11 protein-coding genes are annotated in these 13,541 nt (G+C 53.8%); 8 read left to right on the forward strand and 3 right to left on the reverse strand.

Annotation, left to right across the window (positions count from 1 at the left end; all coding sequences use genetic code 11):
- Positions 1–223 precede the first annotated feature (223 nt).
- From ftsA to lpxC, 3 genes are all read left to right on the forward strand, one after another.
- Complete coding sequence (ftsA, locus tag QT230_RS02455) at positions 224–1,513, forward strand: cell division protein FtsA (RefSeq protein WP_308319894.1); 1,290 nt, start codon at positions 224–226, stop codon at positions 1,511–1,513.
- A gap of 34 nt (positions 1,514–1,547) precedes the next feature.
- Positions 1,548–2,726: a cell division protein FtsZ gene (gene ftsZ / locus QT230_RS02460; RefSeq protein ID WP_308319895.1), complete on the forward strand. Its 1,179-nt coding sequence runs from the start codon at positions 1,548–1,550 to the stop codon at positions 2,724–2,726.
- Between the two features lie 131 nt (positions 2,727–2,857).
- Positions 2,858–3,769, forward strand: a complete 912-nt coding sequence (gene lpxC / locus QT230_RS02465) for a UDP-3-O-acyl-N-acetylglucosamine deacetylase (protein ID WP_308319896.1) — start codon at positions 2,858–2,860, stop codon at positions 3,767–3,769.
- A 149-nt stretch (positions 3,770–3,918) separates the two neighbouring features.
- On the opposite strand, the gene QT230_RS02470 is transcribed toward lpxC, so the two are convergent.
- Positions 3,919–4,380 (reverse strand): DciA family protein, encoded by a 462-nt coding sequence (locus QT230_RS02470; RefSeq protein WP_308319897.1) that lies wholly within the window; start codon positions 4,378–4,380, stop codon positions 3,919–3,921.
- Between the two features lie 111 nt (positions 4,381–4,491).
- Here QT230_RS02470 and QT230_RS02475 point away from each other — a divergent pair, with 111 nt between their 5' ends.
- The 4 genes from QT230_RS02475 (at position 4,492) to QT230_RS02490 (ending at position 10,046) form a co-directional block, all read left to right on the forward strand.
- Positions 4,492–4,848 carry a hypothetical protein gene (locus QT230_RS02475; RefSeq protein ID WP_308319898.1) on the forward strand — a complete coding sequence of 119 codons (357 nt, stop codon included), beginning with the start codon at positions 4,492–4,494 and terminating at the stop codon, positions 4,846–4,848.
- A gap of 94 nt (positions 4,849–4,942) precedes the next feature.
- Entirely contained in the window at positions 4,943–7,678 is a 2,736-nt protein-coding gene (secA, locus tag QT230_RS02480; RefSeq protein ID WP_308319899.1) for a preprotein translocase subunit SecA, read from the forward strand.
- Between the two features lie 55 nt (positions 7,679–7,733).
- Entirely contained in the window at positions 7,734–8,963 is a 1,230-nt protein-coding gene (argJ, locus tag QT230_RS02485) for a bifunctional glutamate N-acetyltransferase/amino-acid acetyltransferase ArgJ (protein ID WP_308319900.1), read from the forward strand.
- 126 nt (positions 8,964–9,089) lie between these two features.
- Positions 9,090–10,046: a Nudix family hydrolase gene (locus tag QT230_RS02490; protein WP_308319901.1), complete on the forward strand. Its 957-nt coding sequence runs from the start codon at positions 9,090–9,092 to the stop codon at positions 10,044–10,046.
- A gap of 87 nt (positions 10,047–10,133) precedes the next feature.
- Here QT230_RS02490 and QT230_RS02495 read toward each other — a convergent pair whose 3' ends face one another.
- Together QT230_RS02495 and QT230_RS02500 are read right to left on the reverse strand one after the other, a co-directional pair.
- Positions 10,134–11,036 (reverse strand): carbon-nitrogen hydrolase, encoded by a 903-nt coding sequence (locus QT230_RS02495; RefSeq protein ID WP_308319902.1) that lies wholly within the window; start codon positions 11,034–11,036, stop codon positions 10,134–10,136.
- 10 nt (positions 11,037–11,046) lie between these two features.
- Entirely contained in the window at positions 11,047–12,114 is a 1,068-nt protein-coding gene (locus QT230_RS02500; RefSeq protein WP_308319903.1) for an agmatine deiminase family protein, read from the reverse strand.
- Between the two features lie 178 nt (positions 12,115–12,292).
- On the opposite strand from QT230_RS02500, the gene QT230_RS02505 reads away from it, so the two are divergent.
- A complete protein-coding gene (locus tag QT230_RS02505) occupies positions 12,293–13,534 on the forward strand; it encodes a lipoprotein-releasing ABC transporter permease subunit (RefSeq protein ID WP_308319904.1) in 1,242 nt (413 codons plus the stop codon).
- Positions 13,535–13,541 lie beyond the last annotated feature (7 nt).

A 13,541-nucleotide genomic window follows, 5' to 3' on the forward strand; every position in this document is an offset into this window, starting at 1 on the left:
TTGTACTAGTCGTATTGTGGTTATTGTTTCTATACTATGGGCTAGACGCTGATTAAATGGTGTTTAATCTCGACTATTTGTACTTAGAGAGTGTCAGCGAATAGAGCGCCTTAAAACAGCACTGGTTATTTCGGGTTGTGTGCTTTCAATGTTAAGTATTGGATAAAGCGCCCCCTTATTTATATTCACTTTTAAAAATTGACGCAAGGAGATTTCCCGACTCATGGCAGGCTCACCCAACGCATCCAATATGGTGGTCGGGCTGGACATTGGAACGTCCAAGGTCGTCGCGATAGTCGGTCAACCTACCGATGATGGCGGAATTGAAATTGCCGGTATTGGCTCTCACCCTTCGCGTGGTATGAAACGCGGTGTGGTAATCAATATTGAATCAACGGTGCAGTCTATCCAACGGGCGGTTGAAGAAGCTGAGTTGATGGCTGGCTGCGATATTCACTCGGTTTATGTTGGCGTGGCTGGTAGTCATATTAGCTCAATGAATTCTGATGGCGTTGTGGCTATTAAAGAGCGTGAAGTAACGCCATCCGATATTGAGCGCGTTATTGATTCGGCACGCGCTCGCGCTATTTCAGAAGGGCAACGCGTGCTGCATGTGCTGCCTCAAGAGTTCTCGATTGATGCTCAAGGCGGTATTCGTGAGCCATTGGGAATGTCCGGTGTACGTTTAGAGGCGCAGGTGCACTTAGTAACGGCTGCTTTAAACGCGGTGCAAAATATCGAAAAGTGCGTGCGCCGATGTGGTTTAGAAGTTGACGCTATTATTTTGGAACAGCTAGCTTCAAGTATGGCAGTGCTGACCGAAGATGAGCGTGAGTTGGGTGTTTGCATGGTGGATATTGGTGGCGGTACCACTGATATGGCGATTTTCAGCGAAGGGGCTATTCGCCATACGGCGGTTATTCCTATAGCAGGCGACCAAGTGACTAACGATATTGCCATGGCGTTGCGAACACCAACGCAGCACGCTGAAGAGATTAAAGTGAAATATGCTTGTGCGTTAACGCATTTAGCGGCAAGCGATGAAATGATTAAAGTACCTAGCGTAGGTGATCGTCCTGCGCGTGACCTATCACGTCAAGCGCTTGCTGAAGTGGTAGAGCCGCGTTACGAAGAGCTGTTTACGTTAGTAAGAGATGAGTTACGTCGTAGTGGCTATGAAGACATGGTGGCGGCTGGGATAGTGCTTACTGGCGGTACCTCGCGCATGGAAGGTGTCAGCGAATTGGCGGAAGAGATTTTTCATATGCCCGTTCGCATCGCATGTCCGCAAAACGTACGAGGTTTGGCGGATGTCGTTCGTAATCCTATTTATGCGACAGGCGTTGGCCTGCTGCATTATGCCTTGCAGGAAACGCGTCATGGGCAAGGTTTAAAAAGCCACGGGGGAGTTGTTGCAGCTCATAAAGGTCGTAACGAGCTTGCCCGGCGTGATATCACGGAAGACCATTCGGCGCTAGCAAGAATTAAAGGCTGGTTCAAAGGAAATTTCTGACAGGGCCGCAATCGCGGTTCAGGAGACGGGGCTTATGTTCGAATTGGTAGATAACGCACCCTCGAGCAGTGCGGTCATCAAAGTGGTTGGTGTTGGCGGCGGTGGCGGCAATGCTGTAAACCACATGGTCGAAAGCAATATTGAAGGCGTTGAGTTTATCTGCGCTAACACGGATGCCCAGGCGCTTAAGCGCGTTTCGGCAAAAACCGTATTGCAACTAGGCAGTGAAATTACAAAAGGATTAGGCGCAGGTGCCAATCCCGATGTAGGGCGTCAGGCGGCGATGGAAGACCGCGAGCGCATTGCCGAATTGCTGGTTGGTGCCGATATGGTGTTCATCACTGCCGGTATGGGCGGTGGTACCGGTACCGGTGGCGCACCTGTGGTTGCACAGGTTGCGAAAGAACTCGGTATTCTTACCGTTGCGGTTGTAACCCGTCCCTTCCCGTTTGAAGGGCCGAAGCGCATGCGCGCTGCTGAAGAGGGCATGAAAGAGCTCTCCGAGCATGTCGATTCATTGATTACTATCCCCAATGAAAAGCTGCTCTCAGTATTGGGTAAAAACGCCACGCTGCTAACGGCCTTTAGTGCCGCGAACGATGTGCTGTTGGGTGCCGTTCAGGGTATTGCTGAGCTGATTACCAGCCCAGGTATCATCAACGTCGATTTTGCCGATGTGCGTACCGTTATGTCGGAAATGGGCATGGCGATGATGGGTACCGGCGGAGCGACAGGCGAAAATCGTGCTCGTGAAGCAGCTGAGAAGGCTATCCGTAGTCCGCTGCTGGAAGATATCGATCTTCATGGCGCGCGCGGTATTCTGGTCAACATCACTGCTGGTCCCGATCTGTCGATTGGCGAGTTCAATGATGTGGGCGCCACTGTGCAAGAGTTTGCATCGCCAGATGCAACTATCGTAGTGGGTACCTCCATTGACATGGAAATGTCCGACGAACTACGTGTTACTGTTGTGGCCGCGGGCCTGGATGGGCAAAAATCCAAAACGACAGCGCGCGAGCCGGCACGTCGCTCCGCAGCGGAATCTTCATCTGATTACCGCAAGCTTCAGCAGCCGACGGTAATGCGTCAACAAGCGACTGCACGCGCTGAAGCGCCTGAAGCCGCCGCTAAACCACGCCCTGAAAAGCGTCGTGCTAGTGAAGCCGACGATTATCTTGATATCCCCGCATTTCTACGCCGCCAGGCGGATTGATCTTTTATCAGACTCACTTTCGCGGCAAGCAAGCGTTTTATTGGCTAAAACGCTTGCTTGCTGTTAAAGTGAACACTGTTTGATAACTTTTTCCTACGGCAATCACCGTCATTAGAGTTCGATTACTACCCATGATCAGACAACGCACCCTACAAAATGTCATTCGCGCTACCGGCGTGGGCCTGCACTCTGGCAAAAAAGTCCATTTGGCTTTGCGTCCGGCACCGGCCAATACAGGGATTGTGTTTGTCAGAACCGATCTGGACCCCGTTGTTCATGTGCCGGCCCGTGCAGAATTGGTGGAAGACACCACTCTATGCACCGCGCTTTCATGTAAAGGGGTTAAAGTAGCGACCGTTGAACACCTGATGTCAGCCTTTGCCGGACTGGGTATTGATAACGCTTACGTGGATGTTAGTGAGCCTGAAGTTCCTATTATGGACGGCAGCGCGAGCCCATTTGTGTTTTTGATTCAGTCTGCGGGTATTTTAGAGCAGGATGCAGCAAAGAAATTTATCCGTATTAAACATCGTGTGGCGGTTACCGATGGCGATAAAGAAGCGGTTTTCTTGCCCCATCAAGGTTTCAAAGTCTCTTTTGCCATTGACTTCGATCACCCGGTGTTTGAGCAGCAGAAACAGACGGCGCTGATTGATTTTTCGACCACTTCCTTCGTGAAAGAAGTGTCGCGCGCGCGTACCTTTGGTTTTATGCGTGATCTTGAGTTTTTGCGTTCAAATAACTTGGCCCTTGGCGGCAGTCTCGATAACGCTATCGTGGTAGACGACTACCGCATCGTTAACGAGGGTGGTCTGCGTTACGAAGATGAATTTGTTAAGCATAAAGTGCTTGATGCTATCGGCGACTTATACCAGCTTGGTTATAGCTTAATTGGCGAGTTCCGCGGTGTTAAGTCAGGCCATGCGCTCAATAATCAGCTGTGCCGTGAATTAATGGCGCAGCCAGAAGCTTACGAAATCGTCACGTTTGAAGAAGATAAGGCGGTGGCGCCCATCTCCTACGTTGCTCCTGCCATGGCGTAACAGCCAGGCTGACTATATCGCGTTTCGCTGCTGGTAAGTTGCACTTGGCAAGCGCAAGACTGTTAGAAATTCACGCAAAAAGTATCGCCCAGGCGGTGCTTTTTGCGTTTTAAGCGGCTGATGATTTAACGGCACTTTAAGTTTGTGGATTACTCATGGGGGCGTGCGTGTGACGCAAGACGTTCAAGCGCACGCTTTAAAGCAGGGTTGGTCGTATCCTCAGCGCACTCTGCAAGTGTTTTACCTGCATCTGCTGAAAGACAGCGCGTGTTGCGCGGCGGGGCCACAATAGGGCGCACGGGACGTACTTTAAACGTAAAACCATTCACGCCTTCAAAGCCGGGCAATTGATGAAGTAGTTCTAGCAGGCGACGTTGTTCGAAGCGTAGCCACGTTAACCAAGCTGCTTGGCCACTAATAAGTGTTAAACGACCTTCGCGAAAACCGCCGACAAAAATATGCTCACGCATCTCTTCGGGCAAGTGGGCGCGCAGATGCCGCTGCGCCTGGTCGATTAAGCGAGACAGGCGCATTAACTGGTTAATATCGCCGGACGTTGAGAGCAAACGGGCGATGGGCTGTGCGCGAGAACGCTTAACCTTTATACTCATACGCTTAATTCCTAGGGTACCGCTATCCTAGGGCACCGCTAATGGGGATGTCGGCGCTTTTGCCGAGCAACTATTAGCCGATACTACCACGCTCAGGAGCCGGTCTACAGCATGTCATCCACGCTTGATATTCAATCTGCTTTGCCGCGGCGCCAGCGTCGCTACGGTATTGCACGTTGGTGGCTGGCCGGTCTGTTAGTGAGTTGCCTCCTGCCTGCTAGTTTAGGTCCTGCGGATGCTTTTCGCGGCGGTGAACGTAGCGTCATAATCTGTTTCTGGGTACCCGCGATTTTACGCGCTCAGTCGCACTGGATTGCCAAAAGACGGCGTGCAGTACGCCGCTTTGCGCAAAGCCCGCGGCGATTTGCGCCAGCAAGATGTCTATATAATTGGCTGCCCCCAATGACCATGCTGGTCGCGGCGCGCGATGTTTTGACTCAGCGCGGTCCTCCTTTCCCGTCGAGTTGACTAATACAGCTACTTTGTCCCTTCTCGTTTCGGAGAAGGGCTTGAAGAAATAGGGCGAGTCTCGATGGGTCGCTCGCGAATATTTGGATATTTCATGCTTAATAATTTATTACGTAAAGTCGTGGGCTCTAAAAATGATCGCGATGTCAAACGCATGCACAAAAATGTGCCGCAGATTAACGCGCTAGAAGCAGAGTTTGAGGCTATTAGCGATGCTGAGCTACAGGGCAAAACGGCTGAGCTTCGCGAGCGCCTGGCGTCGGGCGAATCCCTGGATGCGTTGCTAACCCCTGCTTTTGCGATTGTTCGTGAAGCCAGTAAGCGGGTCATGAGCATGCGTCATTTCGACGTACAGATGGTCGGTGGTATGACGTTGCATCGTGGTCGTATTGCGGAGATGAAAACCGGTGAGGGTAAAACGCTGGTCGCGACGCTGGCGGTTTACCTAAATGCGCTGCCGGGTAAAGGTGTGCACGTGGTCACGGTGAATGACTACTTGGCCCGGCGTGATGCCGAGTGGATGCGCCCGCTGTATGAGTTTCTAGGCCTGACCATTGGCGTCATCTTCTCTGGGCAAACCGGTGAAGAGAAGCGTCATGCCTACCATTGCGATATTACTTACGGCACTAATAACGAGTTCGGCTTCGACTATCTGCGCGATAACATGGCGTTCTCGTTAGAAGATAAAGTCCAGCGTGGGCTGCATTATGCGATTGTCGATGAGGTTGACTCGATTCTTATCGATGAAGCGCGTACGCCGCTGATTATTTCAGGCGCTGTCGATGAAAATACCGATCTCTATAAAGTCGTTAACCAACTTGCTCAGCAGCTTGAGAAGGGTGAAGAGATTGAAGATGAAGAGGCCACCGTCGTCGGTGACTTCTTAGTTGATGAGAAACAGAAGCAGGTTGAGCTGACCGAGCAAGGGCATAATAAAGTTGAAGAGCTGATGCGCTCTGAAGGCTTGTTAGGCGATGATGAATCGCTTTATGCCGCACAAAATCTCAACTTGCTCCAGCATATGCACTCGGCCCTGCGCGCCCGCTATCTCTACAACCGGGACGTTGACTATATCGTCTCCGAAGGCCAAGTCGTCATCGTTGACGAGCATACCGGTCGCTCAATGCCGGGGCGTCGCTGGTCGGAAGGCTTACACCAAGCCGTTGAAGCTAAAGAAGGCGTCACAGTGCAGCGTGAAAGCCAAACGCTAGCTTCCACCACTTTCCAGAACTATTTCCGTCTGTATGAAAAGTTAGCGGGGATGACCGGTACGGCAGATACTGAAGCCTTCGAGTTTCGGCAGATTTATGGCCTTGACGTAGTGGTTATTCCAACCAATCGCCCGCTGGCACGTAAAGACTTGAATGATTTGGTTTATTTGAGCGCTGAAGAGAAATACGAAGCGATCATCAAAGATGTCAGGGCTGAAACGGAAGCTGGCCGACCGGTCTTGGTGGGTACCGCTTCAATTGAGACATCTGAGTATCTTGCCAGCCTGATGCGCGAGGCTGGCTTAGCGTTTAACGTGCTGAATGCCAAGCAGCACCAGAGTGAAGCCGAGATCATTGCCCAGGCTGGTCGCCCAGGGGCAATCACTATCGCCACTAATATGGCCGGTCGCGGTACCGATATCGTTCTGGGGGGCAACTGGGAGGCCGAAGCCGCGAAGCTGCAAAACCCCACTCAAGCGCAGGTTGATGCACTCAAAGCCGAGTGGCAAGCGCGTCACGATGGTGTGTTGGCCGCTGGCGGCCTCCACGTCGTTGGCTCTGAGCGCCACGAATCCCGGCGTATTGATAACCAGCTGCGGGGCCGTGCCGGTCGCCAAGGCGACCCAGGTTCGACGCGCTTCTTCCTGTCGCTTGAAGATAGCCTGATGCGCCTATTTGGCTCAGATCGCGTTAAACGTTTGATGCAGGCGCTGGGTCTTGAGCATGGCGAAGCCATCGAGCATAAAATGGTTTCCAATGCCGTTGAGCGGGCTCAGAAAAAAGTTGAAGGGCGCAACTTCGATATTCGTAAACAGCTGCTTGAATACGATGATGTCGCCAACGATCAGCGCCGGGTGATCTACGACCAGCGCAATGAGATTCTGGCTGCGGACAACGTTGCGGATGCCGTTATTGGTATCCGTGAAGAGGTTATGGAAACGGCGATCAGCGACTACGTGCCGCCTCAGAGTCTGCCCGAGCAGTGGGATTTGCCCGGTTTGGAAGCGCATCTCAAGACGGAATTTAACCTTGATGCCCCTGTCGTTCAGTGGGCCGCTGAAGATGATCGTTTCAGCGAGGAGCAGTTGCGCGAGCGGCTGCAAGCCATGCATCGCGAGGCCTATGCAGCCAAAATTGATGCTGCCGGTGAGAAGTTAATCCGCCGTTTTGAAAAGCAGGTAATGCTGCAAGTGCTGGATACGCGCTGGAAAGAGCACCTTCAGTCGATGGATCATCTACGTCGCGGCATCCACCTGCGCGGCTATGCTCAGAAAAATCCCAAGCAGGAGTACAAGCGTGAATCCTTTACGCTCTTCCAGCAGTTGCTCGAACATATTAAGGCCGATGTGACGCGTATTCTTAGCCACGTTCAAGTACGTCAGCCTGAGGAAGTCGACGCCCTGGAGCGTCAGCGCCGTGAAGCGTTGGAGCGTGAAACCGCTACGGCTGCTGCCAGCCGTCACGACGATCCAGCCAGCGAGCAGTCGGGCACCTCCGAGGAAGCGCCCAGCGTTGATGGTCGTCCGGTACGTCGTGAAGGGCCGAAGGTTGGCCGTAATGATCCGTGTATTTGTGGCTCGGGTAAGAAGTATAAGCAGTGCTGTGGAAAGTTGAGTTAACGGTGCCAAGTTCTGAAACAGCGGCTGAGATAGCGTCTGCCAAAAGGAGAAACACATGGCGGTAGGAAATACGTCTTTTCCAGATATGCCGCCCCTTGACGGGGTGCGTCTGGGTGTAGCAATGGCAGGCATCAAGAAGCCTAACCGTCGCGATATGGTGGTCATTGAGCTGCCCGAAACTGCCACTGTGTCAGGTGTGTTTACCCAAAATGCGTTTTGCGCCGCGCCGGTGATAGTGGCAAAGCAGCACCTTGAGATGTGCCGTGCTGATAACCGCGCACCGCGCTTTTGGCTGATAAATACCGGCAATGCCAACGCAGGCACGGGAGAAGCAGGCTTGCGCGATGCGCGCACAAGCTGTGCCGAGCTTGCCAAGCAAGCCGGGGTAAACGAGCACGACGTGTTGCCGTTCTCAACCGGCGTGATTGGCGAGCTGCTACCGATGGAAAGGCTATTGGCGGGACTGGGGCCTGCGCTGGAAACTCTGGCCAGCGACGGCCCTGCGTGGCAACACGCAGGGCTGGGTATATTAACCACTGATACCCGCGCCAAAGGCTCAACCGTCACATTGGACATTGGCGACCAGACGGTGACGATCAACGGCATCGCTAAAGGGTCAGGCATGATCAAACCCAACATGGCGACCATGCTGGGATTTGTCGTCACCGATGCGGCGATTGAGGCACCACTTCTAGATCGCCTCTTGCGGGAAACCGTGGATCGCTCTTTTAACTGCATTACGGTGGACAGCGATACCTCGACCAATGACGCCTGCATGATAGCGGCGACTGGCACTGGTCCGCAGATAGTCGATGAAGAGCAGGTATCGATTTTCCGTAATGCGTTGCAGCGGGTGATGACCGAGCTTGCGCAAGCGATTATTCGCGACGGCGAAGGCGCGACTAAGTTCGTAACCCTTCAGGTAGGCGAAGCAAAAAGCCGTCAAGAAGCGCTTGATGTAGCGTTCACCGTTGCTCATTCACCGCTGGTTAAGACCGCGCTCTATGCGTCAGATGCTAATTGGGGGCGTATTTTGGCAGCCGTTGGTCGGGCGCCCGTGAGTGACTTTGACGTTAATCGCGTGGTGATTGAGTTGGGTGATGTGCGTTTAGTCGAGCATGGCGGGCGTGCCGCTGGTTATACCGAAGCAGCGGGTAGCGCCGTGATGGCGCAATCAGACATTACCATTCGTATTAACTTGGGACGCGGTGAAGAGAGCGCCACGGTGTGGACCTCTGATCTCTCCCATGACTATGTATCTATCAACGCGGATTACCGCAGCTAGTCAGTTGTTCCCCCTCGACGGAGCATTTAACTGGCAGCAGTACAGGGCATACGCAGCGAGATGGCACCGTCATCATCAATATCAGTGTGCACACAGTGAATAAAGACGTAGTGAGTGGATGAGTATATGAGCATAAAGGTAAAACGGCGGGTTCACGTCGCGGCGGCTGCGATTATTAGCGCCGATCAACAGCAGGTACTTATCGCTCGTCGGCCGTCGAACGTTGATCAAGGCGGACTGTGGGAGTTTCCAGGCGGTAAGCTGGCTCCTTATGAAACCGGTCTTGAAGGTTTAAAACGTGAGCTGCACGAAGAGTTGGGCGTAGAAATTGTCTGCGCCCAGCCGTTGATCCGCGTGCATCACGAGTATCCCGATAAACATATCCTGCTCGACGTCTGGCAGGTGCACGAGTTTGCTGGCGAGCCCTTTGGCCGAGAAGGGCAAGCGGTGCGCTGGGTGCCCATGAGCGAGCTCTCCAACTACCCCTTTCCGGCAGCTAATTTACCGATTTTACGCGCGGTGAGATTGCCCACCGAGTATCTAATCACCGGTGAAGAGTTGGATGAGGCGCGCTTTGATGCTTTTTTGGAGCGTGCGCTGCGTGAAGACCACATTCGCCTGGTGCAACTGCGTGCTAAACAGCTGGACGAGGCCGCTTACCTTGCGCGTGCCCAGCGAGCGCTAAGCCTGTGTCGTGAGCATGGCGCGCGGCTATTGTTAAATGGTGAGCCAACGCTGCTTGATCGCATTGATGCCGATGGTATCCATTTGACCAGTGAGCGTTTAATGCAACTTGAACGCCGTCCAATTGCTGAAAACAAGTGGCTCTCGGCGTCAACACACAACCAAAAGCAGCTTACCCAAGCAGCGGTATTAGGCTGCGATTTCGTCAGCCTTTCACCACTGCGCACCACGCCGTCGCACCCTGAAGTGTTTCCGCTCGGCTGGCACGATTTCCAGCAACTGGTCGAGCGTGCAGGCATGCCTGTATTCGCACTTGGTGGTATGACCCGCTTTGATGCCAATCACGCCCGTGCCGTGGGTGCTCAAGGGATCGCTTCAATCCGCGATTTCTGGAAATAAATCAGCTAATTAGTTTGTAATGAAAAACGCCTGCCTGGGTCGTTATCCAAGGCAGGTGTTTTTGTTTAGCAAGCAATCGAAGGCTATCTAGTCGCGGTAGCGGCGGGTTAGGTCCCCATAGGCATCAATTCTACGGTCGCGCAGATAGGGCCAGATGCGCCGGGTATTTTCACTGCGCGCCATATCAAGTTTGACAACGAGCTGTTCTGTCTCTTCTCCCGCATGGGCTAGTAGTTCACCTTGCGGCCCGCAGACAAAACTACCGCCCCAAAACTGAATGCCATCGCCGACCCCAGAGTGATCGGTCTCAAAGCCTACTCGATTGGCTACCAGAACGGGTAAGCCATTCGCTACGCCATGGGCGCGCTGGATCACCGTCCAAGCATCTTTTTGGCGAACTTTTTCAGCGCTGTCATCGTTGGGATCCCAGCCAATCGCGGTGGGATAGAGCAGTAAATCGGCACCGGCCAGCGCCATTAGGCGAGCAGCTTCGGGATACCACTGATCCCAGCAGACCAGCACACCCAAGCGACCCACCGAGGTGTCGATGGGCGTGAAGCCCTCTGCACGAGCGCTATCGTGATCACCGGGGGTAAAATAAAACTTCTCATAGAACCCGGGGTCATCGGGAATGTGCATTTTGCGATACTGGCCAATCCTTCCCTTCGTACGGTCATAGACCACCGCCGTATTGTGATACAGCCCCGGTGCACGCCGCTCAAACAGCGATCCGATCAATACAATATCCAGCTCTTTAGCGAGCGCGGCCAATCGCTGGCCGGTAGGGCCGTCAAGCGGCTCCGCTAGGTCAAACAGAGCCGGATCCTCAAACTGGCAGAAATAGTGAGTAGCGTGCAGTTCCTGGAGCAGTACCAACTGCGCACCTTGTTTCACCGCATGGCGAATGCCTTCTTCGCTGATGGCAAGGCTTTTGGCTTTATCCGGCCAGGCGGACTGCTGCACGATACCCACGGTTAATGTGTTCGCCATAATGGCTCCTTTACTCAGGTTTAATACGCGAATGATTGGCAGCAGCAAACGTTCCCTGGGGCAATTGCATGGTTAAACAGTGTAGGCTGCCATGCTGGCGAATAACGCTGACGCACTCAATAGGGATAAGCGTATGCTCGGGAAAAGCAGCCGCTAGCGAGTGCAGTGCGATCCGATCCGCCGGGTCGCCGTAGGTGGGAACCAGGACAGCGTGGTTAATAATTAAAAAGTTAGCGTAGGTGGCGGGCAGGCGGTGTCCATCTTCCGGGTCAAAGCAAGCCTGGGGCCAGGGCAGGGCGATAAGCCGATAGGGTTCGCCATTGCGCTGCCGGAAAGCTTGCAGTTCCTGCTCCATGGCCGCCAAGGCCGGGTAGTGGGGGTCGTTGGGGTCATCACAGCGCACGTAGGCAATGGTGGATGGATCGCAGAAGCGTGCGAGGGTATCAATATGGCTGTCGGTATCGTCGCCTTCCAAATGGCCGTTGGTCAGCCACAATATGCGCTCAACGCCGAAATCTTGGGCTAGCTGCGCCTCCACCTCTGCTCGGGATAGCGTGGGATTACGGTTGGGGTTTAGCAGGCATGCTTCGGTGGTCAGCAGGGTGCCTTCACCGTCGGTTTCGATGGCACCGCCCTCCAGTACAAACTCCCGCTTTGCCACCGGGCAGGCCCATACGCCCGCATCCGCAAGCCATTGAGTGAGACGATCGTCGCGCTCGGCGGGAAATTTACCGCCCCAGCCGGTAAAGGTGTAATCGAGCATGACACATTGGCCCTCTTCATCGATCACGCTGATCGGCCCATGATCCCGTGCCCAGGTATCGTCAGTGGGTGCGACAATAAGCTGCAGGCGTTCAGCGGGCACGCCGTAGGCGTCAAGCGTATTGGCCAAGCGCCGTTTGGTGGCCTCGTCGGGTACGCAAATAAGCACGCGTTGATAGCGTGTAGTGGCCATCACAATGCGCTCGAGAGTGGCTTCGATGCGCTCGATCAGTGGCGCCCAATCGCCGTCATGGCGTGGCCAGGTCAGTTGTATCCCATCTTGGGGATACCATTCGGGTAGCAAACGAAAAGTCATAAAAGCGCAGCCCCACGGTCAACAGTAAATCGGCGCAATGTAGGGCGTGGCGGGGCAAGTTGCAAGCGTAACGTTTTAATCTGAACGCTCATGGCGCAGACCGCTCTAATGGCCGTTTGAACATGCAGAGAGACTTAAAAAACCGTACCATGAGCGCTTATTGATAAGGAATGACGCCATGCTTGATCGTTTGCCTTTTCTGGTGGGGCTGCGCTACGTGCGCGCTAAACGCCGGAACCATTTTATTTCGTTTATTTCGCTCACCTCTATGCTGGGGTTAATGCTGGGGGTCGCTGTCCTGATATTGGTATTGTCAGTGATGAACGGCTTCGACCATGAGCTACGCACGCGTATTTTAGGCATGGTGCCCCACGCTAAAATCGAGTCCCGGGTGGGGATGGTCGAATGGGAGTCCTTGGCTGAAGAGTTAATGCAGCGCGAGCACGTCATCGGTGCGGCACCCTACGTTGAGCAGCAAGGCATGTTCTCGGTGGGTGGACGCAATCAGGGCGCTATGGTCAACGGTATTAACCCTGACTGGGAAGGTAGGGTGTCTATTGTCGGCGAGCATATGCGCCAAGGTGAGCTGGCCGATCTGGTGCCCGGTGAGTGGAATGTGGTGTTGGGGTCGATGCTGGCACGCAACTTGGGCGTTGGCGTGGGAGATCGGGTGACGCTGTTAGTGCCCGAAGCATCCATTACGCCCGCTGGCGTCTTCCCGCGTTTAAAGCGCTTCACCGTCAGCGGTATTTTTAGCGTCGGCGCCGAGCTAGACGCTAATTTGGCCTACGCCAATATTGAAGATATGCAAACGCTTGCCCGTCTTGGCGATGCGGTCGGCGGACTTCGCCTAGAGTTGGATGATCTGTTTGCCGCTAGCAGCGAAACCCAGGCGATTCTTAATGAGCTTGGCCCGGAGTATCGGGGCAGTGACTGGACATTCTCCCAAGGCAATCTTTTCCAGGCGATACAAATGGAAAAGCGTATGATCGCGCTGCTGTTAACCGTGATTATCGCCGTGGCGGCGTTTAATATCGTCTCAACGCTGGTCATGGTGGTCACCGACAAGCGCGCGGATATTGCCATTCTGCGTACAATCGGCGCTAAGCCGAGCTCAATTATGGGCATTTTCATTGTTCAGGGCATGGCCATTGGGTTGATTGGTATTGCCATCGGGGTGGCTGTGGGTGTGTTACTGGCGCTCACGATTGCTGATTTGATTGGCTGGGTGGAAGGCACGCTGGGTATCCAGTTCTTGGATGCCGGGGTCTATTTCATTAGCGATTTACCCTCTCAGTTGCAGTGGGGCGATGTTATTCGGATCGTTTTGGCAGCCTTTGGCCTGACGTTCCTGTCGACACTTTATCCCGCTTGGCGGGCGGCAAAAGTTCAGCCAGCGGATGTGTTGCGCTATGAATAACGGCTTC

Source organism: Halomonas sp. SpR8, assembly GCF_031010195.1.
Taxonomy (GTDB): Bacteria; Pseudomonadota; Gammaproteobacteria; order Pseudomonadales; family Halomonadaceae; genus Vreelandella.

Coding starts and splice junctions, on each gene's coding strand:
- ftsA (WP_308319894.1), top strand. CDS start 224: ATGGCAGGCTCACCCAACGCATCCAATATGGTGGTCGGGCTGGACATT.
- QT230_RS02505 (WP_308319904.1), top strand. CDS start 12,293: ATGCTTGATCGTTTGCCTTTTCTGGTGGGGCTGCGCTACGTGCGCGCT.
- QT230_RS02500 (WP_308319903.1), bottom strand. CDS start 12,114: ATGACTTTTCGTTTGCTACCCGAATGGTATCCCCAAGATGGGATACAA.
- QT230_RS02470 (WP_308319897.1), bottom strand. CDS start 4,380: ATGAGTATAAAGGTTAAGCGTTCTCGCGCACAGCCCATCGCCCGTTTG.
- QT230_RS02475 (WP_308319898.1), top strand. CDS start 4,492: ATGTCATCCACGCTTGATATTCAATCTGCTTTGCCGCGGCGCCAGCGT.
- QT230_RS02495 (WP_308319902.1), bottom strand. CDS start 11,036: ATGGCGAACACATTAACCGTGGGTATCGTGCAGCAGTCCGCCTGGCCG.
- QT230_RS02490 (WP_308319901.1), top strand. CDS start 9,090: ATGAGCATAAAGGTAAAACGGCGGGTTCACGTCGCGGCGGCTGCGATT.
- lpxC (WP_308319896.1), top strand. CDS start 2,858: ATGATCAGACAACGCACCCTACAAAATGTCATTCGCGCTACCGGCGTG.
- ftsZ (WP_308319895.1), top strand. CDS start 1,548: ATGTTCGAATTGGTAGATAACGCACCCTCGAGCAGTGCGGTCATCAAA.
- argJ (WP_308319900.1), top strand. CDS start 7,734: ATGGCGGTAGGAAATACGTCTTTTCCAGATATGCCGCCCCTTGACGGG.
- secA (WP_308319899.1), top strand. CDS start 4,943: ATGCTTAATAATTTATTACGTAAAGTCGTGGGCTCTAAAAATGATCGC.